The sequence below is a fragment of the Pseudarthrobacter equi genome (genome assembly GCF_900105535.1).
Taxonomy (GTDB): domain Bacteria; phylum Actinomycetota; class Actinomycetes; order Actinomycetales; family Micrococcaceae; genus Arthrobacter; species Arthrobacter equi.
In genome coordinates this window covers 64,486-88,673 of record NZ_LT629779.1, presented here as the reverse complement: position 1 = coordinate 88,673, position 24,188 = coordinate 64,486, and the positions used below count along the sequence as shown (strand labels likewise).

The window sequence follows — 24,188 nt, the reverse complement described above, 5'->3', positions numbered from 1 at the left end:
CTTCTGAACGGCCTAAAAAATGGTTCGCACTCTGGTGTGTTCCTGGCGGGTGGGGCTGATCATTGTGCGCTTTGTTTCGCTGGAAAGCGGATTTGCGAAGTGGTGGGTGATCGGGTAAGTTTGGAAAGTTGCTCCGGAGCGATCTTGAACTGGAAATGTTTGGGTGGTGCCGGGTGTGTCTGTTGTTTGAGAACTCAATAGTGTGCCAAGTTTGTTGATACCAATTTTTTATTGAATTGGTTGATTGTGCTGTGCCGCCACCCCGTGGTGTGCATGGTGTTTTTAGCTGGTTTCAAATTTTGTGCAGCCTGGTTCCGCGTTATTTCCGTGGTGCTTGGTTGTGTCTGTTTTACTTCAACGGAGAGTTTGATCCTGGCTCAGGATGAACGCTGGCGGCGTGCTTAACACATGCAAGTCGAACGATGAACCTCACTTGTGGGGGGATTAGTGGCGAACGGGTGAGTAACACGTGAGTAACCTGCCCTTGACTCTGGGATAAGCCTGGGAAACTGGGTCTAATACCGGATATGACCTTCCATCGCATGGTGGTTGGTGGAAAGCTTTTGCGGTTTTGGATGGACTCGCGGCCTATCAGCTTGTTGGTGGGGTAATGGCCTACCAAGGCGACGACGGGTAGCCGGCCTGAGAGGGTGACCGGCCACACTGGGACTGAGACACGGCCCAGACTCCTACGGGAGGCAGCAGTGGGGAATATTGCACAATGGGCGCAAGCCTGATGCAGCGACGCCGCGTGAGGGATGACGGCCTTCGGGTTGTAAACCTCTTTCAGTAGGGAAGAAGCGTAAGTGACGGTACCTGCAGAAGAAGCGCCGGCTAACTACGTGCCAGCAGCCGCGGTAATACGTAGGGCGCAAGCGTTATCCGGAATTATTGGGCGTAAAGAGCTCGTAGGCGGTTTGTCGCGTCTGCCGTGAAAGTCCGGGGCTCAACTCCGGATCTGCGGTGGGTACGGGCAGACTAGAGTGATGTAGGGGAGACTGGAATTCCTGGTGTAGCGGTGAAATGCGCAGATATCAGGAGGAACACCGATGGCGAAGGCAGGTCTCTGGGCATTAACTGACGCTGAGGAGCGAAAGCATGGGGAGCGAACAGGATTAGATACCCTGGTAGTCCATGCCGTAAACGTTGGGCACTAGGTGTGGGGGACATTCCACGTTTTCCGCGCCGTAGCTAACGCATTAAGTGCCCCGCCTGGGGAGTACGGCCGCAAGGCTAAAACTCAAAGGAATTGACGGGGGCCCGCACAAGCGGCGGAGCATGCGGATTAATTCGATGCAACGCGAAGAACCTTACCAAGGCTTGACATGAACCGGAAACGCCTGGAAACAGGTGCCCCACTTGTGGTCGGTTTACAGGTGGTGCATGGTTGTCGTCAGCTCGTGTCGTGAGATGTTGGGTTAAGTCCCGCAACGAGCGCAACCCTCGTTCTATGTTGCCAGCACGTGATGGTGGGGACTCATAGGAGACTGCCGGGGTCAACTCGGAGGAAGGTGGGGACGACGTCAAATCATCATGCCCCTTATGTCTTGGGCTTCACGCATGCTACAATGGCCGGTACAAAGGGTTGCGATACTGTGAGGTGGAGCTAATCCCAAAAAGCCGGTCTCAGTTCGGATTGGGGTCTGCAACTCGACCCCATGAAGTCGGAGTCGCTAGTAATCGCAGATCAGCAACGCTGCGGTGAATACGTTCCCGGGCCTTGTACACACCGCCCGTCAAGTCACGAAAGTTGGTAACACCCGAAGCCGGTGGCCTAACCCTTTTGGGGGGGAGCCGTCGAAGGTGGGACTGGCGATTGGGACTAAGTCGTAACAAGGTAGCCGTACCGGAAGGTGCGGCTGGATCACCTCCTTTCTAAGGAGCACCTATAACCGCTCATGCCGACGCTTGTTGGTGGTGGGGGTTGTCAGGAGTAATGCCCGTTGCACGGACGAATGTTTCGTGGCGGGTGCTCAAGGGTGGAATATCAACGAATAGGTGCCTGGTGGCACGGACTGTTTGCTAGTACGGACTGATCCCTTTGTGGGGGTGGTCCTGGAACGTGGGTGGTTTGGTCTGCTGGGTAGTGTTTGGCACACTGTTGGGTCCTGAGGCAACAGGACCGGGGAGGGCCCTTGGGGTTCTTGTCGGTACTTTGTTTCTGGTTTCCCTGCTGCACCGATCATGCACGTGTTGTGTGTGGGGTGTGTGGTGTGGGGTTGTTGTTTGAGAACTACATAGTGGACGCGAGCATCTTGTATAAGAAGCAATTTCCAAGATAAATGAACCTGGATCTGGTTCGTGCGCCTTTGGGTGTGCGGGACAGTTTTCGTGGTTCTCTCGAAATTAGTTTTTGATCTTTGTGGTCAAGTTTTTAAGAGCACACGGTGGATGCCTTGGCATTAGGAGCCGAAGAAGGACGTAGGAATCTGCGATAAGCCTGGGGGAGTCGATAACCGGACTGTGATCCCAGGGTGTCCGAATGGGGAAACCCCGCCAGGAGCGCGAGTTACCTGGTGACCCGCATCTGAACACATAGGGTGCGTGGAGGGAACGCGGGGAAGTGAAACATCTCAGTACCCGCAGGAAGAGAAAACAATAGTGATTCCGTTAGTAGTGGCGAGCGAACGCGGATCAGGCTAAACCGTTCCATGTGTGATAGCCGGCGGGCGTTGCATGGTCGGGGTTGTGGGACATTACGTGTCAGTTCTGCCGGGCTGACGGGGTGTGGGTGTGCGTATAGGTGAACGGTCTTGAAAGGCCGGCCAGAGAGGGTGTTAGTCCCGTAACTGTAATGCGTTGCACCGCCTTGTTGATGTATCCCAAGTAGTACGGGGCCCGAGAAATCCCGTGCGAATCTGTCAGGACCACCTGATAAGCCTAAATACTCCCTAATGACCGATAGCGGACCAGTACCGTGAGGGAAAGGTGAAAAGTACCCCGGGAGGGGAGTGAAACAGTACCTGAAACCGTGTGCTTACAATCCGTCGGAGCAACCTTAGTAGTTGTGACGGCGTGCCTTTTGAAGAATGAGCCTGCGAGTTAGTGTTACGTCGCGAGGTTAACCCGTGTGGGGCAGCCGTAGCGAAAGCGAGTCTGAATAGGGCGTTTGAGTGGCGTGATCTAGACCCGAAGCGAAGTGATCTACCCATGGCCAGGTTGAAGCGACGGTAAGACGTCGTGGAGGACCGAACCCACTTCAGTTGAAAATGGAGGGGATGAGCTGTGGGTAGGGGTGAAAGGCCAATCAAACTTCGTGATAGCTGGTTCTCCCCGAAATGCATTTAGGTGCAGCGTTGCGTGTTTCTTACCGGAGGTAGAGCTACTGGATGGCTAATGGGCCCTACAAGGTTACTGACGTCAGCCAAACTCCGAATGCCGGTAAGTGAGAGCGTAGCAGTGAGACTGTGGGGGATAAGCTTCATAGTCGAGAGGGAAACAGCCCAGACCACCAACTAAGGCCCCTAAGCGTGTGCTAAGTGGGAAAGGATGTGGAGTTGCGAAGACAACCAGGAGGTTGGCTTAGAAGCAGCCACCCTTAAAAGAGTGCGTAATAGCTCACTGGTCAAGTGATTCCGCGCCGACAATGTAGCGGGGCTCAAGTACACCGCCGAAGTTGTGGCATTCAAATATTAGCTAAGCCCTTGTGGTTCAGGCGTTTGGATGGGTAGGGGAGCGTCGTGTGGGCAGTGAAGTCGCGGTGGAAACCAGCGGTGGAGCCTACACGAGTGAGAATGCAGGCATGAGTAGCGAAAGACGGGTGAGAAACCCGTCCGCCGAATGATCAAGGGTTCCAGGGTCAAGCTAATCTGCCCTGGGTAAGTCGGGACCTAAGGCGAGGCCGACAGGCGTAGTCGATGGACAACGGGTTGATATTCCCGTACCGGCGAAAAACCGCCCATGTTGAACAGGGGATACTAACTGCCCGAGACCTGCCCGATCACCCTTGTGGTGTGAGGGTTTTGGTGGAGCGCAGGACCTGATCCTGGGAGGCAAGCGTATTAACAGGTGTGACGCAGGAAGGTAGCCGAGCCGGGCGATGGTTGTCCCGGTCTAAGGATGTAGGGCGAGTGGTAGGCAAATCCGCCACTCATGATGCCTGAGATCTGATGGGACCCCCGTTTGGGGGGATTTGGTGATCCTATGCTGCCGAGAAAAGCATCGACGCGAGGTTTTAGCCGCCCGTACCCCAAACCGACACAGGTGATCAGGTAGAGAATACTAAGGCGATCGAGAGAATTATGGTTAAGGAACTCGGCAAAATGCCCCCGTAACTTCGGGAGAAGGGGGGCCCCAACCTTGATACACCCTTGCGGTGTGGAGGGGATCGGGGCCGCAGAGACCAGGGGGAAGCGACTGTTTACTAAAAACACAGGTCCGTGCGAAGTCGCAAGACGATGTATACGGACTGACTCCTGCCCGGTGCTGGAAGGTTAAGAGGACCGGTTAGCCGTAAGGCGAAGCTGAGAATTTAAGCCCCAGTAAACGGCGGTGGTAACTATAACCATCCTAAGGTAGCGAAATTCCTTGTCGGGTAAGTTCCGACCTGCACGAATGGAGTAACGACTTCCCCGCTGTCTCAACCATAAACTCGGCGAAATTGCAGTACGAGTAAAGATGCTCGTTACGCGCAGCAGGACGGAAAGACCCCGAGACCTTTACTATAGTTTGGTATTGGTGTTCGGAGTGGCTTGTGTAGGATAGGTGGGAGACGTTGAAGCCCGGACGCCAGTTCGGGTGGAGTCATCGTTGAAATACCACTCTGGTCACTTTGGACATCTAACTTCGGCCCGTAATCCGGGTCAGGGACAGTGCCTGATGGGTAGTTTAACTGGGGCGGTTGCCTCCTAAAAAGTAACGGAGGCGCCCAAAGGTTCCCTCAGCCTGGTTGGCAATCAGGTGTCGAGTGTAAGTGCACAAGGGAGCTTGACTGTGAGAGAGACATCTCGAGCAGGGACGAAAGTCGGGACTAGTGATCCGGCGGTACATTGTGGAATGGCCGTCGCTCAACGGATAAAAGGTACCTCGGGGATAACAGGCTGATCTTGCCCAAGAGTCCATATCGACGGCATGGTTTGGCACCTCGATGTCGGCTCGTCGCATCCTGGGGCTGGAGTAGGTCCCAAGGGTTGGGCTGTTCGCCCATTAAAGCGGTACGCGAGCTGGGTTTAGAACGTCGTGAGACAGTTCGGTCCCTATCCGCTGCGCGCGCAGGAAATTTGAGAAGGGCTGTCCTTAGTACGAGAGGACCGGGACGGACGAACCTCTGGTGTGTCAGTTGTACTGCCAAGTGCACCGCTGATTAGCTACGTTCGGATGGGATAACCGCTGAAAGCATCTAAGCGGGAAGCTCGCTTCGAGATGAGATTTCCATACACTTTATTGTGTGAGAGGCCCCCAGCCAGACCACTGGGTTGATAGGCCGGATGTGGAAGCGAGGACTAACGACTCGTGAAGCTGACCGGTACTAATAGGCCAACAACTTACACCACACAGATAAATACATAACTCTGCTTGCGTCCACTATGTGGTTCCCAACCAACAACCCTTTGTTGGCGGAACCCACAACTGAATACAACACCACACACCTGCCCCAGGGCAGGAATGTTGTAACCACAAATTTCCCACACCACCCCCAGCGGGGTTGGTGACGGGTAGAAGGGTTACGGCGGTCATAGCGTGGGGGAAACGCCCGGTCCCATTCCGAACCCGGAAGCTAAGACCCACAGCGCCGATGGTACTGCACCCGGGAGGGTGTGGGAGAGTAGGACACCGCCGGACAAACATTGAGTAGGGCCCTGACACACACCATGTCAGGGCCCTACCACTTTAACCACCACACACCACACACCACACACCACACACCACACACCCAAACGTGGCAGCACCCGGACCCCCGCCCACTCCTGGCGGCACCCACCCGAACCCCCGCTCAGTCGTGGCGGCTTAGGCCCGGATCCGCGCTCAGTTCTGGCGGCTCTGGTCCGGATCCGCGCTCACTCGTAGCGGTTCAGGCCCGGACCCCCGCTCAGTTCTGGCGGCTCAGGCCCGGACCCCCGCTCCGTCGTGGCGGTTCCCACCCGGACTCCCGCTCATTACTGGCGGCTCAGACCCTGACCCGCGCTCACTGCAGCTGAACGCGCATCAGAATGATAGCCACCACTATTGAGCGCGCGTCGGAGGGATAGCCACCACGAGTGAGCGCGCGTCGGAGGGATAGCCACCACGAGTGAGCGCGCGTCACAGGGATAGCCGCCACAAGTGAGCGCGCATCCGACGAACAGCCGCCACTAGTGAGCTCGCGTCACAGGGAGTGGGGGAGGCTCCGGCGGGCTGAGGCTGGAAGGTGCCCGCCGGCGTCGTACGTATCTCAACGTCCCAACGTGACCTGTCAGGCTCCGCTGAGGGCGAAAAACCCCCCAATATGCGGTGATTAACCTCAAAAAGTCGCGGAAACACGCGGAATTTGCGGCCCCGAGGGGTGGTAGCTGGTAAGTTTTCGAACAGTGGCCTGCGCGCACACCGCGTGCGGGCTCCGTAACCAGACCGTCCAGGAGGACATCAATGGCTAAGAACCGTAGTGAACTTGTTGCAGAGGTAGCGGGCAAGGCCGGCACCAGCCAGGCAGCCGTCAACACCGTCCTCGACGCACTGTTCGAGGTTTTCGAGACTTCTGTCGCCGCTGGCGAGAAGATCACCATCCCGGGCTGGCTGGCAGTGGAGCGCACCGACCGTGCAGCTCGCACCGGCCGCAACCCGCAGACGGGTGAGACCATCCAGATCGCAGCAGGCCACAGCGTCAAGCTGACCGCCGGCTCCAAGCTGAAGGCTGCCGTCTCCAACAAGAAGTAGGCTTCTTCGCCCGGCGCAACGCCGGAGCAGCTCTGGGAGCGGTGACCTGAGGGTCACCGCTCCTCTTGCTTTAAGCCCCGGCCCGGAGCCACCGGCCGATTCGCCGCACAGCCCGGCGTGGCGGACAATGTAGTGGTGTCTTCTGCCGCAAAACCACGTTCCGCCACGCCTCAGCCCGCTCCCGGGAACGGAGCGAAGGGGACGGGCGGCAATGCCCTCGGAATCCCGAAAGGCTGGCAGCTCGCCGGTCTTGCTGCGGTGTTCCTGGCCCTCGTCGCAGCACTGATTTTCTCCGGCGCTGCAGTGACCCGCGGCGTCTCCGATCCCGGCGCACTGGTGCGCTGGGGGCTTCCGATCAGTAAGGCGCTGCACAACGTGGCCGTGGCCACTGTCATCGGCGGCCTGATCTTCGCCGTAGGGATTCTCCCCAGGAGCCTGTCAAAGCGCAGCCGGGACAAAGGCGACGCCGGAGACAAGGACGGCCCGGAACACCCAGCCTTCAGCCGGGCCCTCGCCGTAGCAGCCGCCGCAGGTGCGGTGTGGACCCTGTCCGCTATCGCCGTGCTGGTCCTGACCTACGCGGATGTGGCCGGACAACCCCTTTCGGGTGACGCCGAATTCACCCAGGCGCTCGTCTACTTCATGACAGACATCGAGACCGGGCGGGCCTGGCTGGCGGTAACGATCATCGCTGCCGTCGTCACCACGGCACTGTTCGGGGTCCGGTCCCTGGGCGGCCTGGCCCTCACCCTGATCCTGGCGCTGATCGGCCTCGTCCCTACGGCCCTGATCGGCCACTCGTCCAGCTCCTCGGACCATGAAGGGGCCATCAACTCTCTCGGACTCCACCTGGTGGGTGTGAGCACCTGGGTGGGCGGCATCATCCTGCTGGCACTCCTGTCCGGGATCCTCACCGGCCCCAAGGCCGGTGCAACAACGGACATCACCGAGCCGACGCTGCGCCGGTTCTCTACCCTCGCCGGTTTCGCCTTCTTCCTGGTCTTCGCTTCCGGTGTCATCAATGCCAGCATCCGGATCACCAGCTGGGGAGACCTCTTCGGCTCGTCATACGGACAGCTGATCCTTGCTAAGTCCGCCGCCACCCTGGTCCTGGGCGGCATCGGGTTCATGCACCGGCAGTGGGTCATCCCGCAGTTGGGCCGCAAGGGATCCACCATGTCTTCCCGGCGTGTGCTCTGGCAACTGCTCCTCGCCGAACTCCTGGTGATGGGCGCAACCTCAGGTATCGCCGTCGCGCTGGGCCGCTCAGCGCCCCCGCAGCCCACCACGTTCGCACCCGACGCCTCGCCGGCTTTCATCCTGACCGGCTACGAGCTCCCCCCGGAACTGACCGCCACCCGGTGGTTCACCGAGTGGCGCCTGGACTGGCTGTGGATCGCGGTAGCCCTGTTCGGGCTCGTGACCTACGTCCTGGGCGTCGCCAAGGTCCACCGCCGCGGCGACAAGTGGCACTGGTTCCGCACCGTCAACTGGATCATCGGCCTCATAGTCCTCACCTACATCACGTCAGGGCCGCCGGCGGTGTATGGCCGCATCCTCTTCTCGGCACACATGGTGGACCACATGGCCCTGACCATGGTGGCGCCCATCTTCCTGGTGCTCGGCGCCCCGGTGACGCTGGCCCTGCGCGCGCTGCCCGCCCGCGGCGACGGCTCACGGGGTGCCCGCGAATGGATCCTGGTGTTCGTTCACTCGAAGTTCTCCCAGCTGGTCACGCATCCGCTGTTTGCCGCGGCCAACTTCGCCGGCTCGATCGTGATCTTCTACTTCTCCGATCTGTTCGGCTACGCCATGCGCGAGCACGTTGGCCACGAACTCATGAACCTGCACTTCCTCCTCACCGGGTACATTTTCGTGCTCACCATGATCGGCACCGATCCCCTGCCGCGCAGGGCCCCGTACCCCATGCGGCTGCTGCTGCTCCTCGCCACCATGGGCTTCCACGCGTTCTTCGGCGTCTCCATCATGGGCGGCACCGGGCTGCTCGCAGCCGACTACTTCGGCAACCTGGGCCGCACGTGGGGCCAGTCCGCGCTGGCCGACCAGCAGACCGGCGGAGCGGTGGCCTGGGGCATCGGTGAGGTGCCCACGCTCCTGGTGGCAATCGGCGTCGCGATCATGTGGTCCCGCTCGGACCAGCGGGAGACCAAACGCGTGGACCGCGCGGCGGACAGGAATAACGACGCCGATCTGGCCGCTTACAACGATATGTTTGCCAAATTGGCTGAACGCGATGCCAGGCTGGCTGACCGCAACAAGCTGGAAGGACGCTGATGAGCGAAACCGTACGCACCCATGCCCGGGTCCGGGCCTCCGAACTGGTGGGCCGCAACTGGCTGAACACCGGCGGCAAGACCCTGGACCTCGAAGCCCTCCGCGGCAAGATCGTCCTGCTCGATTTCTGGACCTTCTGCTGCATCAACTGCCTGCACGTCCTGGACGAGCTGCGGCCGCTGGAGGAGCAGTATTCGGATGTCCTGGTGACGGTGGGTGTCCACTCGCCCAAGTTCGAGCACGAGGCCGATCCCGTGGCCCTGGCCGCAGCCGTGGAGCGCTACGAGATCCACCACCCCGTCCTGGACGATCCTGAACTGGACACCTGGAAGGCCTACACCGCCCGCGCCTGGCCCACCCTGGTGGTCATCGACCCCGAGGGCTACATCGTGGCGCACCTGTCCGGTGAAGGCCACGCAGACGGCCTGGCAGTGCTGATCCCCGAGCTGATCGCCGAACATGAGGCCAAGGGCACGCTGCACCGCGGCTCCGGCCCGTACGTGGCCCCTGAGGCCACTTCCGGCACCCTGCGCTTCCCCGGCAAGGCGCTCTTCCTGCCGGCAGGCCGCGGGTCCACGGCCGGGGAGGAAGCGTCCGACGGCGGCACGGCAGCGGGTGCCGCCGCCAGCGGTTCCGACGGCAAGGGTTCCTGGCTGGTCACCGACACCGGCCACCACCGCCTCGTGGAACTCGGCACGGACTTCGAAACTGTCCTTGCCACCTACGGCTCGGGTACCAAGGGCTACTCCGACGGTCCTGCCGCCGGGGAAGACGCCACCGCACAGTTCAACGAGCCCCAAGGCCTGGTCCTGCTGCCGGAAGACGTGGCAGCCAAGACGGGCTACGACGTCGTTATTGCCGACTCGGTCAACCACCGCCTCCGCGGCCTGTCCCTGACGGACGGCAAGGCACTGACCCTTGCCGGCAACGGGGTGCAGCGGCTCCTGGAAACCGGGCCTGCCCGCGTGGACGAGGACGGTGCCGGCTTCAGCGGTTCCCTGGGCAATGACCCCCTGGACGTCTCGCTGAGCTCTCCCTGGGACGTTGTGTGGTCGCGCAAGCTGAACGCCGTGGTGGTGGCCATGGCCGGCACGCACCAGATCTTCAGCTTCGACCCCCTCACCGGCGGCGTGGCCATCGTGGCCGGCAACGGACTGGAAGGGCTGCTGGACGGCCCTGCACACGAGTCCTGGTTCGCCCAGTCCTCAGGCCTTGCCGAGGACGCGGACGGGAATATCTGGGTCGCCGACTCTGAAACATCGGCGCTGCGCACGCTGGTGATCGACGACGCCGGGACGGTGACCGTGAAGACCGCCGTGGGCAAGGGCCTGTTCGACTTCGGCTTCCGCGACGGTACTGCGGCCGAGGCCCGGCTGCAGCACCCGCTGGGCGTCACGGTCCTCCCGGATGGCTCCGTAGCCATCGCCGATACCTACAACGGCGCCGTCCGCCGGTATGACCCCGCCAACGGCACCGTGTCCACGCTGGCCCGTGGCCTCGCCGAGCCGTCCGACGTGATTGTGGACGCCACCGGGGCTGCCGGCGCTGAGCCGCTGCTGGTAGTGGTGGAGGCCAACAAGCACCAGCTGGTGTACGTGCCCATTCCCAAGGAAGCCCAGCAGGTGGACGAGGGCGCCTCCCAGACGCAGCGGCCCAAGAGCCCCGTAGCTCCGGGACCCCTGGAACTGACGGTCCGCTTCACCGCCCCGACCGGGCAGAAGCTCGACGACCGCTGGGGTGACCCCACCCAGCTGAAGATCTCCTCCACGCCGCCCGAGCTGCTGGTGTCCGGCGGCGGCACCTCCGTGGGGCTGCTGCGCACGCTGGAGCTCTCCCCGGACGTTCCCGAGGGCGTGCTGCACATTACCGCCCGCGCCGCAGCCTGCGACGGGCCGGAGACCGAGGACGGCGAGATCCCGGACCACGCCGCCTGCCACCTGTACCAGCAGGACTGGGGCATCCCGGTGCTGCTTCAGGCCGACGGCGACACCGAGCTGGTCCTGGACCTCCGCGGCATGGACTGACACGCCGCCGCCGAACGCGCTTTGAGGCTGCCGCCCGTGACCCGTCCGTCACGGGCGGCAGGCTTTTGTATGCGCGGGCAGGTTCCTCCCGCGGTATTCCGGGGGTTGCAGCGGGTGCAGGGCGCAAAAGCATGCCCTCCGTGACGCGGTCCAACACGCACCGTTATCCACATACGCCCGCCGGGAGCTGCCTGGAAGGGCGGGGGAGAGCCAGCATGGCCGCATGGACGTGCACAAGGCGCTGGAAATTTGCGGTGGAGCTGCCCGACGGCCTGCACTGATAAGACTGGGCGTGGATGACGCTTCCCTCCGGAGGGCCGTCCGGGCCGGGTTGCTACAGCCGGATCGCGGACTGTATGCGCTGCCAACGGCCTCGTCGCATCTAGTGGCCGCGCTGAGGAACCGCGAAGTCTTGACGTGCTCAAGTGCCGCTTCGGCCTACAGCCTGTGGTCGCTGCCCTCCGATAGGCTGCGCCACGTCCACCACCGTCGCCGGGAGTCCGTCTCCACCGGAGCTGTTCACCACGCAGGGCTGCTCCTGCCGCCGGCATCCCATCAGCCGGTGGCAGCTCTGGTAGACGTGCTAATCCACGCCCTGCGGTGCCTGCCCTTTGCAGAGTCTCTGGTCATGGTGGAGTGCGCGGTGAGCCGTGGTGACATGACCCTTGAGTTCCTGCTCCAGCGGTTGCCCGGGAAGCGCAACGGTAAGGCCAGGGCAGTTTTGGAGTGGGTGGACACCGGAGCTGACTCACTGCTGGAAACTCTGGCCCGGACGTATTTTCGGCAGGCCGGCATCAGGGTTGAAACCCAGGTCTACCTGGAGCGGGTGGGATACGTTGACCTGCTGCTGGATGGCTGGCTGGTGGTGGAGCTGGACGGCCGGCACCACGCCGAGTGGAAGCAGGTTCAAAAGGACCATCGGCGCAACAACGAATCCGTTCTCCAGGGGTATACGGCCCTGCGGTATTACTACTCGGATGTGGTGTTCCATCCACAGGACATGCTGAACCAGGTACAGGCCGTTCTGGCCCGCCGACCGCCTCGCCGCGTCACGCAGGGCACCGTTTTGGCAAAGGGAAACAGCCGGAACCCCTGAATTCCGCGGAACATGAGCGGACTGTGGCCCGAACGAGTGCTCGGCGTGACGCTGGGTCTGGAAACCACGTCGGAAAGCTGGGCCAGTGTGGCCGGGCGCCAACCAACACAGGCAGGAAACCCTAGAAGCTCAGCTGGGGTGTGACCTTCACGGTGTCGCCGGAGACGTCCAGGCGGGTGGTGAAGCTGAAGTCCACCTCTTCGTCGAGCGGGTACCAGGCGCCCGTGAAGGAGTTTTGCTGCAGTGCCTCCACCTTGGCTTTTCCGTCCAGCGGCGAGACCACCCAGCGGCCGTCAAAGGGTTCGATGGAGACGTTGGGGTACTCGGTGACGGACCACTTGATGCTGCCGTCCTGCACCCTGTTGTTGCTGGCGTAGTAGAAGGGGCAGTCGGGCTGCAGCCGCTGCTCCTTCTGGGCTTCGGCGGCGCAGCCATCCAGGAATTCACGGACCTTGGCGGACACGTCCTCCTTGAGCTTGCCGGTGGCCTGGGTCAGCAGGTTCAGCGGAGCCACGGGGGTGTCCCGCCCGGTCACCGTGGCGCGGCTGGCGGGGGCGGAGAAGTACTGGCCATCCAGCGATGCTTCGTATTCGCCGGGGTAGAACACAGCGAAGGAGTTCCGGCCGTTGGGCATGTTCACGGGGACGCCGTTGATGTTCGCTTCGCTGCCGTTCACCACTGTGATGTCCACCGTGGGCAGCCGTGACGGGACAAAAGCCCAGGTGTTGAAGAAGATCCATTCGGTGCCGGTCTTCTGCAGCACGAATTCGGTGCTGAGCCGGCTTCCGTCAATGGTGTAGTCCATCGGCACTGCCACACGGTTGTCCGGACGTTCCTCCGGCTCGCCGATCTGGACGTTGGAGAGCCTCGACGCAGCAGTCTGCAGGGCCGTGCCGTCGAGCATGGCGGCGTTGCTGGGCGGAACGGTGGCCCGCAGGAGGCCCAGCGCCTTGCCGCCGTTCCCGCTCTGCAGGGCGTCAATGTACTCGCGCACCGGCTGCTGCGGGCTGGCCACTGTGCTGTTGACCAGGTTGATGGCCACAATGGCTCCGGCCACGGCAAGCATGAGGCCCAGCAGCCACCCGGCCGCTATCCTCACCAACGCTTGACTCATCTGCACGTTTATTACAGTAACGTCAGTACGTTGGCACACTAAAGTCGGCGCCTCCCCTAATTCCCGCCGCAGCCCGGCGTTGGCACCAGGGACAGCGCCCGACGACGCCGGCACGAAGAGTGCCCGGCCGCACCTTTGATCCAGCCTGGCCCGGCTCTGGCGGGGTCCGCGGGTACCCGCGCCGGGGCCCCGGGGTCAGCGGCGGCGACGCCGGGAGGACGTGCCGAACATGCCGCGCAGCAGCTCACGGCCCAGCTGGGTGCCCACGGACCGGGCCATGCTTTTCAGCCCGCCACCCAGGGCGCCGCCGAGCACACCGCCCAGGTCGCCCATGATTCCGCCGCCGGGCTGGGGCTCGGGTTCACGGGGTGCCCGCGGAGCCGGGACGCTGCCAGCCCTTTCAGCAGCCTCGTCCCTGCCGGAACTGGTATCCGACGGCCTGCTGCTGGGCCGGCCCAGGATTTCCTCCTCGATGCGCCTTGCCTCGGCGTCGACGTCGTTCTGCTGCGAAACCCCACCGGGTGTTCCGGCGGGAGCCGCGGGCCCTGTAGGTGCTGCCGTCTTGCCGGTGAGCTTCTCGTACGCGGACGGGTTGTCCACCGCCGTGCCGTACTTGCCCAGCAGCGCGGACCCGGCCACTGTGCTCCGGACCAGGGCTTCGTCACTGGGACCCATGACCGATTCTGGGGCCCGCAGCCGGGTAAGGGCCACCGGGGTGGGAGCGCCCTTGTCGTTCATGACGGTAATGACCGCTTCACCGATCCCGGCCGACGTGAGAGTCTCCTCGAGGTCATAGTCGCTGAGCGGGAACGTGGACACTGTGGCCTTGAGGGCCTTGGCATCCTCCGGAGTGAAGGCCCGCAAGGCGTGCTGGACCCGGTTCGCCAGCTGGCCGAGGACGTCGGCTGGGACATCCTTGGGGGTTTGGGTGACGAAGAAGATGCCCACGCCCTTGGACCGGATCAGCCGGACGGTGGAGGTAATGGCGTCCAGGAAAGCCTTGGAGGCACCGTTGAACAGCAGGTGCGCCTCGTCGAGGAAGAAAACCAGCTTGGGCTTGTCCAGGTCGCCGGCTTCGGGGAGGTCTTCGAAGAGATCGGCGAGCAGCCACATGAGGAACGTGGAGAACAGCATGGGCTTGTTCTGCAGCGTGGGCAGTTCCAGGCAGGTCACCACGCCGCGGCCATCCGGTGCTGTGCGCAGCAGTTCGGCGGTATCAAACTCCGGTTCGCCGAAGAACTTCTCCAGCCCCTGGGCTTCGAGCGTGACCAGTTCGCGCAGGATCACCCCGGCGGTGGCCTTCGAGAGCCCGCCGAGCTGCTCGAGCTCGTCCTTGCCTTCGTCGGACGTCAGGAACTGGATGACCGCCCGGAGGTCCTTGAGGTCGATCAGTTCCAGGCCGTTCTTGTCGGCGAAGTAGAAGACCAGCTGCAGACTGGATTCCTGGGTGTCGTTGAGCTCCATGATCCGCGAGAGCAGGATTGGCCCGAACGAGGTCACCGTGGCCCGGACGGGGATGCCGTTGCCGTCGCCGCCCAGCGCCAGGAATTCCACCGGGAAGGTCTTGCCGTGCCAGTCCTGGCCAATGCTCTGCGTGCGGGCCAGGAGCTTCTCGCTGCCGGCCGCGGCCGTGGCGAGCCCGGAGAGGTCACCCTTGATGTCCGCCAGGAAGACGGGAACGCCGGCGGTGGAAAGCTGTTCGGCCATCATGTGCAGGGTGACGGTCTTGCCGGTACCGGTGGCTCCGGCCACCAGGCCGTGCCGGTTCATCATGGCCAGCGGCAGCCGCACCGGCGCGTCCTTGTGGAGTTCGCCGTCGATCAGGGCCGCCCCCAGCTCGATGGTGGCGCCTTCCAGGGCGTAGCCCTTCTGGATGGTGGCAAGCTTCTCTGCGGTGGTTTTGTTCGCCATGGCGCTAGCTTAGCGGCGGCCGGTGCATCTGCCGAGGTGTGGGGAAGGTCAGTTCCGCGCCGTACCGTTGCCGGCGGCGGGAAGGTCCTTGGTGAACGCCAGCGCCCCGATGGTCTCGGGGTCCGCGGACAGGTCAAACTGGGCCTCGTAACCCGTGCTCAGGTAGAGGTGTTTGGCCTCGGGCTGCCGCGGGCCGGTGGTCAGGTACAGGCCGGTATATCCGCGCGCAGCTGCCAGGGCCTCCAGCTCGGCGAGCACCAGGCGGGCCAGGCCACGACGGCGGTGGGCGGAGTGGGTCCAGATCCGCTTCAGTTCCGCCGTGGTGGCGTCATACCGGCGGAACGCGCCGCCGGCGATGGATTCGCCGTCTTCCTGGATGATGAGCAGCGCACCGGAGGGGCCCTCGAATTCCGCTGCCGGGTACCGGTTCAGTTCTTCGGCCGCGGCGCCGCTGCCGAAGAGGTCCCCGTATCGGGTGTCGTATTCGACGGCGAGCTCGTCCAGGAGCGGCCGGACCCGGGGATCGTGCATGGGCAGGATGAGGACTTCCAGGGCGGCGCGGTCCAGGGGACGGGGCTGGACTTCTGGTTCTGCTGTCACCGGTGGTTCCTTGTCAGGGTCTGGTTTTGTCCGGCAGCGGCCGGCTCTGGGGATATTGTGGCGGACATTCCGCCGGCAAGGTTGCCGGCCGTGCCGAGGATGGTCCGGGCCAGGGCATCGTTTTCGCGGAACGGGGCTGCGTTGGTGCGCGGCCGGGCAAAGGCTCCCGCGCCCCAGCCGGACGTTCCGGGGCCCACGCCGAACACGGTGGCCTGCGGGGTGCCGTCCGCCCCCACCAGCCGGTGCTGCGGGGTCACCAGCAGCTTGCCGGTGGAGTGGATCCCGTCCGCGGTCAGCAGCTGCTGCTCGGTTCCCAGCCCGCTGCCGTTCAGGGAGACCAGGACGGGGTTGAGTGACCGGACCACCGAGGTGGCCGGCAGCCTGGCCTCGATGAACGCCCGCGCCGAAACCACAGCATCGGATTGCGGGGACGCGGCCACGAAAGCCCCGGTTGCTTCATCGGGGGTGACCTCCACGCCGGGTCCCAGGAACTGCAGCAGCCCGGCTCGGTGCAGGGCCAGCATCTGCCGCAAACGGTGGGGCGGCGGCCCGGAATCGACGAAGCTGAAGAACCCGTGCCACCATCCATGGATGGTCTGCTGGGACCGGGCGTTCAGCCGGTCCGCGGGGACCACCCGGCCCACCTCCATGTACACGTGCAGCAGGGCCAGGAACAGGGCGAGCGTCTCGGGATGGTCCGGGGTGTCGCGGAGGGCGAGGTCGTGTTCGATGTATCCGGCCACGGCATCCTGCACGGCACGGTGGTCCGCGAAGCGGCGCCCGTCGAAGGGGCGGTCCAGCCGTTCGAGGTCCAGGTGCAGGGCGTCGTCCGGGACCGCGGCGGCCACCAGCTCTGCGCGCTCGCCGCTGTACCAGTCCAGCCCGGCGTACCGGGCCGCGAACGAATCCCAGCCCATGGCAGCCCGTTCGGGGCTTCCGGTCAGGAGCTCGCGGTAGTAGTAGTACCCGGCCTCCTTGGCCACCAGCGGCCAGAGGTGCTGGTGGAAGTCCAGTTCCCCGTGGCTCTGGAGCAGGGATTCCACAGCGGCAGGGGTGAAGAACCGCAGCGGTCCGGGTGCTTCACCGCGGAGGGTGGCAGAGATCTTGGAATGGTAGGGAACGCCGCGGCGCGACCCGGCCCACAGCCGCGGTTCCCGTCCGGACGGAAGGTAGCGCAGCCCGCCGTCGGGCGCTTCCTCGAACCGGCCGCCGCGGCCCTCCATCAGGATGACCAGCAAGTCCACGAAGGCCAGGCCCATGCCGGAGACGATGACGTCCTGGCCCGGGGCTATGCCGGAGTAGTCGACGTCGGTGGTGTAGCTGGGTGCCGCGTGGTACCCGCCGTGCCGGGCAGCGAAGTCCGCGTAGCCGGAGGAGGCGGCGTCCGGCAGGGAATCGGTGTGGCCCAGCGCGGTCACCAGGATGTCAGCGTGCACCGTCCGGCCGTTGGCCAGCGCGACTTCGTGCCCGCCGTCCGGCAGGGGTGAGATCCCGACGGCGGTGCTCCGGTGGGTGGTGACGCTGCGGTTCAGTGCCCTGGCGGCGCGGCGGAAGAACCATTCGAGGTACTGGCTCTGCAGCTGGCGGGTGGGGAACGTGGTGCCGTTGAGTGCCCGGAGCTGGTCCTGCAGGTGCTGCGGGAAGTCCGGCACGTCGGTGATGGACCCGTCCAGGACTCCGGCGGTCCACTCCACCAGCCCGGGGCCGGCAAAGGCGGGGCCGTCGCAGGCCACGGACTCGTCGGTGAACATGGTGATGTCCGCTGCCATGGAGTTCAGCAGCAGGCCCGGGTCCTGGTCGTACCGCCAGATGCGGCCCGAGCCCGGAACGTGCGGCTCCACCACATGGATCTCCAGCGGACCGGCAAAAACATCCGGCCGGTTGGCGGCGATGCGCTCCAGGACGCCGGCCGTGCGCGGTCCGCCACCGATGAATACGACGGCCGGAATCTTCGCTGGCATGGGGGCTCCTGACGGGCGGATGGGCGGGTTGGCGGGAGGTGCAGCGGCGCGTTGGCAGCCGCCGGAGTGCCCATGCTAGGCAGCGGTGACGACGCCGGTCGAGCGGCCGGTCACGCCCGTTAACTCCGCGTCACAACAGGTCAAAAGACGCAAGAAACCGACTCATGACGCAGTGCGAAGCCCGGTGAACTAATGCAACTTCCGGTGTTGCCGCCCCGTTTGGGCCGGTCCTAGATTTGCAGCCAGCAACCGGGGCAAAAGCCCAGGCCGGGGCGCCCGCTCCGGCCCGAACACCAGGACCCAGGACAAGAAGCGAGGTGGCACATGAGTTCAGCAACATCGAGGGTGGCGCAGGCACGGCCGGCACCCACGGGAGAGCCGGCAGCGACTGCGGAGACCGAAGCGGCGGCAGCCGCTCCCGGACAGGCGGCCACCGAATCCGCTTCTGCAACCGGCAGCAACCTGCCGTCAGGCGGGGGATTGCCGCCCGAAGGAACAGCGCGCATTGCCGCTGACTATTCCTCATACCGCGTGGTGGCTGCCAAGCATCCGTGGCGCTGGGTGGGAACTGCCGCCGTGGCGCTCGGCGTCCTGGCTGTGGCCTGGTCGCTGGCCACCAACCCGCGCTGGGAGTGGGGTGTGGTGGCGCAGTGGTTTACCGCGCAGTCAGTGGTCAACGGCCTGGTGGAAACCCTGAAGCTCACCGCCATCTCCGGCATCCTCGGCTTCGTGCTGGGCTTCATCCTGGCACTCATGCGGTTGTCCGCCTCGCCGCTGCTGGTGTCCGTCTCCTGGACGTTCTCCTGGATCTTCCGGTCCACGCCGCTGCTGGTCCAGCTGCTCCTCTGGTACAACCTGGGCTACCTCTACGAAAAGATCAGCCTGGGCATCCCGTTCACGGACGTGCGGTTCTTCGAGGTGCAGACCACCACGCTGATCAGCCAGTTCGCCGCGGCCGTCCTGGGCCTGACACTGAACCAGGCCGCCTACTCCGCGGAGATCATCCGCGGCGGCATCCTCTCCGTGGACCAGGGCCAGCTGGAGGCCGCTGCCGCCCTGGGCATCCCCGCCTGGCGCCGCTCCACGCGGATCGTCCTGCCGCAGGCCATGCGCGCCATCCTGCCCACCGCCTTCAACGAGATCATCGGCCTGGTCAAGGGCACTTCGATCGTCTACGTCCTGGCCTACTCGGAGCTGTTCTACACCGTGCAGGTGATCTACAACCGCACCCAGCAGGTCCTGCCGCTGCTGCTGGTGGCCACCCTCTGGTACGTGGTGATCACTTCCGTGCTCAGCGTCTTCCAGTACTACATCGAACGCCACTACTCCAAAGGCGCCGTGCGTAACCTGCCGCTGACGCCACTGCAGAAGGCCCGCAAGTTCTTCGCCACCCACGCCGTCACCAACCGGAAGAGCCTCTGATGACCGCCACCCTTTCAGCCCCCGCCACCCGCGGGCTCGTCGAAATCACCGGCGTCCGCAAGTCCTTCGGCGCCACCGAGGTGCTCAAAGGAGTCAGCCTCACCGTGGAGCCGGGCGGCGTGGCCGTGATCGTGGGCCCGTCCGGTTCCGGTAAATCCACCCTGCTGCGCACCATCAACCACCTGGAAAAGGTGGACGGCGGCCACATCTCCATCGACGGCAAGCTGGTGGGCTACGAGATCCGCGGCCAGAAACTCCACGAACTGCGGGAGAAGGACATCCTCAAGCAGCGCACCGAGATCGGCATGGTGTTCCAGAACTTCAACCTCTTCCCGCACCTGACCGCCCTGGAAAACGTGGCGGAAGCACCTGTCGTAGCGCAGGGCCGTTCCAAGGAGGAAGCCCGCCGCCGCGGCCTGGAACTGCTGGACCGCGTAGGGCTCAAGGACCGCGCCGGCGCCTACCCCCGGCAGCTTTCCGGCGGACAGCAGCAGCGCGTCGCCATCGCCCGTGCCCTGGCGCTGGACCCCAAGATCCTGCTGTTCGACGAGCCCACCTCCGCCCTGGACCCGGAACTGGTCAACGAAGTGCTGGACGTCATCCGGGAACTGGCCAAGTCCGGCACCACCCTGATCATCGTCACCCACGAAATGGGCTTCGCCCGTGACGTGGCGGACACCGTGGTGTTCATGGACCAGGGCCAGATCGTGGAACAGGGCACCCCTCAGCAGATTTTCACCAACCCCCAGGAACCGCGCACCCGGAGCTTCTTCTCCAAGGTGCTCGAACCGGCTTTCAACATCTAAGGACCATCCATGGCTCTCTCCACCCCGCGCTTCCGTACGCGCCGCTCACTGGCAGCACTGCCCGCCGTCGTCCTCCTGGGAACGGCCGCGCTGTCCGCCTGCGCAGACCCCGGCGCTTCGGCCTCCGGTGACGCCTCCGGCGCGGCGCAGACGACGGCGGCACGCAACGGCGTGGTCTACAACACCTCCCCGGACCAGCAGCGGATCCGCGGCGGGAAGGACGCGGCGCTCGCCGCCAAGGTCCCCGGGTTGATCGGCAAGGACGGGAAGCTGACCGTGGCCACCACGGCCGGGTCCATTCCCCTGTCCTTCCACGCCACTGATGACAAGACGCCCATCGGCTCCGAGCTGGACATTGCCCAGCTGGTGGCGGACAAGCTGGGCTTGGAACTCGACGTCCAGGTCACGTCCTGGGAGAACTGGCCGCTGAAGACCCAGTCTGGCGACTTCGAGGTAGTTTTCTCCAACGTGGGCGTCAACAAGGACCGCGTGAAGCTGTTCGACTTCGCCAGCTACCGCGCCGCGTTCATGGGCTTCGAAGCCAAGAAATCCGCCACCTACGACATCAAGGGTGCGGACGACATCTCCGGTCTGCGCGTCTCCGTCGGCTCCGGCACCAACCAGGAAAAGATCCTGCTGGCCTGGAACAAGGAGCTGGAGGACAAGGGCAAGGCGCCGGCCACCCTGCAGTATTACCAGTCCGAGGCGGACACCATCCTGGCGCTGTCCTCGGGCCGCACGGACCTCAACATCGCCCCCTACCCGTCCACCGTGTACCGGGAAAACACCCGCGACGACCTGAAGGTGGTGGGCAAGGTGAACGCCGGCTGGCCGTCAGAGACGCTGGTGGCCGCCACGTCGCTGAAGGGCAACGGGCTGGCTCCGGTGATCACTGAGGCCCTGAACTCCGCCATCAAGGACGGTTCCTACGGCAAGGTCCTGGAACGCTGGGGCCTGTCAGAGGAAGCGCTGCCGGAAGCCAAGACCATCACGGAGGACAACTACGCCGCCAGCCAGACCGCCGCCACGGCCACCGCCAGCGCATCAGCCGAAGCATCGAAGAAGTCCTCATGAAATTCCAGGTCCTGGACATCATTCCGCACCTGAAGAACCCGCTCACCGGGGAGATCGTCTCCACCGCGGACCGGCTGAACCAGGTAGTGGAAACGGCCCGCCGGGCAGAAGCCCTGGGCTTCGACAGCTTCTCGGTGGGGGAGCGGCACGCCGGCGAGTTCATCTCCTCCTCTCCCACCACCGTGCTGGCGGCCATCGCAGCCGTGACGGACCGGATCCGGCTGCACACCGGCGTCACGGTGCTGTCCGTGCTGGACCCGGTGCGGGTGGCTGAGGACTACGCCACCATTGACCAGCTCAGCCGCGGCCGCCTGGAAATCACCGTCGGCAAAGGCAACGAGGTGCTGCAGTACCCGCTCTTCGGCCTGGACCTGGCGGACCAGTGGGACCTGCTGGCCGAAAAGTACGGGCTGCTGCGCCGGCTGTGGCGCGAGGAAGGCGTCACCTGGTCCGGCAGGTTCCGGTCCGCGCTGACCGAGCCGGCCACCACCACGCCCCGTCCCTTCGACGGTCCGCCGCGTATTTGGCACGGCTCTGCTACAACGCAGACGTCGGCCGCCCTGGCCGGCAAGTGGGGCGATCCCCTGTTCACCGCCAACGCCATCCAGCCGCGGGAAAACTATGCCGTGCTGATCGATCACTACCGCGAAGAGTACGAACGCCACGGCCACGACCCCCGCCACCAGTACGTGGGCTCGGGCTGCGGCGCCGGCGGCGTGTTCATCGCCGACACCACTCAGGAGGCGGTGCGCCAGTTCGGGCCCGTCTACGAGGCTTTGACGGCCAACCGCAACGTGCCGGGCAACAACTCGCCCTTCCGGGACATCCAGCACGCCGTGGCCGAGGGGCCCGCGCTGGTGGGCAGCCCGGAGCAGGTGATCGACAAGATCCTCAGCTACCACCAGCTGTACCGCCACGACCTGCAGTCCATCTCCCTGCCCACCACCCTGCCCTTCGAACAGCAGCTGGAAATCCTCGAACGCGTCGCCCTCGAAGTGATCCCGGCCGTCCGGGCCGCAGCGCCCACCAGCCTGTGGGAGGCCGGGGACCCCTACGGCAGCCGCCCCGAATTCACGCGATCCAACCCGTCCGCCAACGCCAGCAGGAGTGAGAACGCCCTTGTCCACTGAAACAGCCCTCGAAACCTTCGACGCCGACTGGCAGGAGTGGCATGCGGCGCATGAGCGCCACCGCGCCCACCCGCACGGCTTCCTCGCGGTGACCCACCTCCACTGGCTCAGCAGCGACGCCGCCGCGCTGGAAGGCGCCCCGGGCACCTGGAGTGCGGAGGCCGACGTCGTCCGCGTTGTCCTGCAGCCGGGTGAGAGCCTGCAGCAGGACGGCAGGGAACTGAACACCGAAGCCGGCGCAACCGTGGAGTTCGGACCCATCGCCGAACGCGGCGGGATCAACCTCGTGTCCGGCGAGACCGTCATCGAGGTGGCCAAGCGCGGCGGCGAGTACATCGTGCGGCCGCGGAACCCGGAGAACGGGCTGCTCCGCGAGTACCAGGGCACGCCCGCCTACTCGCCCGATGCCGCCTACGCCGTCCGCGGAACCTTCGTTCCGTTCGAATCGCAGCGGCCCACCACGGTGGGCGCCGCCGTCGAGGGCATCCAGCACGTTTACGAGGCCCCGGGTGAGATCCGTTTCAAGCTGGCCGGCCAGGAACTGGCACTGACCGCTTTCAACGGGCACGCCCCGGGTTCCCTGTCGGTGCTGTTCACAGACCAAACCTCCGGCGCCACCACCTACGCGGCCAACCGCTCGCTCTCCGTGGTGCCCGCAGCGGACGGCTCCGTGGTGCTGGACTTCAACCGGGCGGTCAACCTGCCGTGCGCCTACACGGACCTGGCCACCTGCCCGCTGCCCCCGGCCGAAAACCGGCTGCCCGTGCCCATCGAGGCCGGCGAGAAGATTCCCTACGAACGTCAGGACCAGAAGTGAGCAACACCGACACCCCTTCGGCCGAGGGAAGCCAGGCCGGCTTCCTGGCCATCGAGCTTGACGGCGCCGGCTGGGACGGGGCGGACATCTCCCGTGCCGTGCTGGCGGCAGAGTCCGCCGGCTTCCACGCAGCCACCTTCACGGACGCGCCGGTTCCCGGCCGTGCCAACGCACTGCAGCGGGCAGCGTTCGCCGGCCCGGTCACCAGGTCGATTGCCCTGGTGCCTGAAGTGGACACCGTCTACACCGAGCCGTTCCATGTTTCCACCCAGCTGGCCAGCCTCGACTACGTCTCCGGCGGCCGTGCCGGGTGGATCGTGACCGCCGCCGAATCGCCCGAGGCGGCTGCCGCCGTTGGACGTTCTTCCGTCACCGGCGCCGCGCTGGGCCAGGAAGCTGCCGCGTCCATTGAGGTGTCCAGGCGGCTTTGGGACTCGTGGGAGGACGACGCCGTGATCCGCGACGTCCCCACCGGGCGGTACATCGACGTGGACAAGCTCCACTATGCCGACTTTGAGACACCGGCCGGGTTTGCCGGCGCGGGCTACTCGGTGAAGGGCCCGTCCATCATTCCGCGGCCGCTGCAGGGACAGCTGCCCGTCCTGGCTCCGGCATCGCTGCTCGGTGAAGTGCCGGCTGACGCCGTGGACGCCGTACTGGTGTCCGCGCCAACCCCTGAACTGCTGGCCGCGGAAGTCCTCGACGTGCGTTCCCGGGTGGGTGGGTCCGTGGCGGTAATCGCCGAGCTCGACGTCGTCCTCGACTCGCGCGGGCAGGCTGCGGCGTCGCGCGCAGCCGCCACCGGCGTGGACGCCGACGGCGGCCGGGCGGCCTTCGCGGGCACCGCCGCCGCCCTGGCGGACTTCCTGGAGTCGCTGCTGGCGGACGCTGACGGCGTGCGCCTCCACCCGGCGTCGCTCGCCCTGGACCTCGACGAACTGGGACGCCTGGTCCTGCCCGAGCTGCGCCGCCGCGGAGCGCTCCGCCCCGTGCTGCAGGACGGAACCTTCCGCGACCTGCTGGGCCTGGAGCGCCCGGCCAGCCGCTACGCCCCTGCCGCCGCCGGCACCGGAAAGTAAGGAAAAA

14 protein-coding genes and 3 rRNA genes are annotated in these 24,188 nt (G+C 64.7%); 13 read left to right on the top strand and 4 right to left on the bottom strand.

Features of this window, described 5'->3' with window-relative positions:
* The first annotated feature begins 354 nt into the window (after positions 1-354).
* The 7 genes from BLT71_RS00335 to BLT71_RS20690 all read left to right on the top strand — a co-directional run bounded on the left by BLT71_RS00335 (position 355) and on the right by BLT71_RS20690 (position 12,267).
* Positions 355-1,875, top strand: a 16S ribosomal RNA gene (locus BLT71_RS00335).
* Positions 1,876-2,364: 489 nt separating this feature from the next.
* A 23S ribosomal RNA gene (locus tag BLT71_RS00330) occupies positions 2,365-5,492 on the top strand.
* A 172-nt stretch (positions 5,493-5,664) separates the two neighbouring features.
* Positions 5,665-5,781, top strand: a 5S ribosomal RNA gene (rrf, locus tag BLT71_RS00325).
* Together the 16S, 23S and 5S rRNA genes form the textbook arrangement of a ribosomal RNA operon.
* Before the next feature lie 783 nt (positions 5,782-6,564).
* Positions 6,565-6,852, top strand: a complete 288-nt coding sequence (locus tag BLT71_RS00320; protein ID WP_015938867.1) for an HU family DNA-binding protein — start codon at positions 6,565-6,567, stop codon at positions 6,850-6,852.
* 132 nt (positions 6,853-6,984) lie between these two features.
* Positions 6,985-9,147 carry a cytochrome c oxidase assembly protein gene (locus tag BLT71_RS00315; RefSeq protein WP_091723697.1) on the top strand — a complete coding sequence of 721 codons (2,163 nt, stop codon included), beginning with the start codon at positions 6,985-6,987 and terminating at the stop codon, positions 9,145-9,147.
* Positions 9,147-11,171, top strand: a complete 2,025-nt coding sequence (locus BLT71_RS00310; protein WP_091716605.1) for an NHL domain-containing thioredoxin family protein — start codon at positions 9,147-9,149, stop codon at positions 11,169-11,171. The genes BLT71_RS00315 and BLT71_RS00310 overlap by 1 nt, the downstream gene beginning before the upstream one ends.
* A gap of 658 nt (positions 11,172-11,829) precedes the next feature.
* Entirely contained in the window at positions 11,830-12,267 is a 438-nt protein-coding gene (locus BLT71_RS20690) for an endonuclease domain-containing protein (protein ID WP_231994395.1), read from the top strand.
* A 121-nt stretch (positions 12,268-12,388) separates the two neighbouring features.
* On the opposite strand, the gene BLT71_RS00300 is transcribed toward BLT71_RS20690, so the two are convergent.
* From BLT71_RS00300 to BLT71_RS00285, 4 genes are all read right to left on the bottom strand, one after another.
* On the bottom strand, positions 12,389-13,381 hold the full coding sequence (locus BLT71_RS00300; protein ID WP_172829880.1) for a hypothetical protein: 993 nt from the start codon (positions 13,379-13,381) through the stop codon (positions 12,389-12,391).
* 195 nt (positions 13,382-13,576) lie between these two features.
* Positions 13,577-15,292, bottom strand: coding sequence for a helicase HerA-like domain-containing protein (locus BLT71_RS00295; RefSeq protein ID WP_091716601.1), 1,716 nt, complete (start codon positions 15,290-15,292; stop codon positions 13,577-13,579).
* Positions 15,293-15,340: 48 nt separating this feature from the next.
* On the bottom strand, positions 15,341-15,892 hold the full coding sequence (locus tag BLT71_RS00290) for a GNAT family N-acetyltransferase (RefSeq protein WP_091716599.1): 552 nt from the start codon (positions 15,890-15,892) through the stop codon (positions 15,341-15,343).
* Complete coding sequence (locus tag BLT71_RS00285) at positions 15,889-17,853, bottom strand: FAD/NAD(P)-binding protein (RefSeq protein ID WP_091716587.1); 1,965 nt, start codon at positions 17,851-17,853, stop codon at positions 15,889-15,891. The genes BLT71_RS00290 and BLT71_RS00285 overlap by 4 nt, the downstream gene beginning before the upstream one ends.
* 324 nt (positions 17,854-18,177) lie before the next feature.
* Here BLT71_RS00285 and BLT71_RS00280 point away from each other — a divergent pair, with 324 nt between their 5' ends.
* Genes BLT71_RS00280 through BLT71_RS00255 form a run of 6 tightly spaced genes read left to right on the top strand, consistent with a single transcriptional unit; the run spans position 18,178 to position 24,181 of the window.
* Positions 18,178-19,275: an amino acid ABC transporter permease gene (locus BLT71_RS00280; RefSeq protein ID WP_172829879.1), complete on the top strand. Its 1,098-nt coding sequence runs from the start codon at positions 18,178-18,180 to the stop codon at positions 19,273-19,275.
* The gene (locus BLT71_RS00275; RefSeq protein WP_091716586.1) at positions 19,275-20,081 is read left to right on the top strand and encodes an amino acid ABC transporter ATP-binding protein; all 807 of its coding nucleotides are present in this window, start codon (positions 19,275-19,277) and stop codon (positions 20,079-20,081) included. Before BLT71_RS00280 ends, BLT71_RS00275 begins: the two co-directional genes overlap by 1 nt.
* A gap of 9 nt (positions 20,082-20,090) precedes the next feature.
* Entirely contained in the window at positions 20,091-21,155 is a 1,065-nt protein-coding gene (locus tag BLT71_RS00270) for an ABC transporter substrate-binding protein (RefSeq protein ID WP_091716584.1), read from the top strand.
* Entirely contained in the window at positions 21,152-22,285 is a 1,134-nt protein-coding gene (locus BLT71_RS00265; RefSeq protein WP_091716582.1) for an LLM class flavin-dependent oxidoreductase, read from the top strand. The genes BLT71_RS00270 and BLT71_RS00265 overlap by 4 nt, the downstream gene beginning before the upstream one ends.
* Positions 22,275-23,102, top strand: coding sequence for a DUF1684 domain-containing protein (locus BLT71_RS00260; RefSeq protein ID WP_091716580.1), 828 nt, complete (start codon positions 22,275-22,277; stop codon positions 23,100-23,102). Before BLT71_RS00265 ends, BLT71_RS00260 begins: the two co-directional genes overlap by 11 nt.
* Positions 23,099-24,181 carry an LLM class flavin-dependent oxidoreductase gene (locus BLT71_RS00255; protein WP_091716579.1) on the top strand — a complete coding sequence of 361 codons (1,083 nt, stop codon included), beginning with the start codon at positions 23,099-23,101 and terminating at the stop codon, positions 24,179-24,181. The genes BLT71_RS00260 and BLT71_RS00255 overlap by 4 nt, the downstream gene beginning before the upstream one ends.
* Positions 24,182-24,188: the final 7 nt, after the last annotated feature.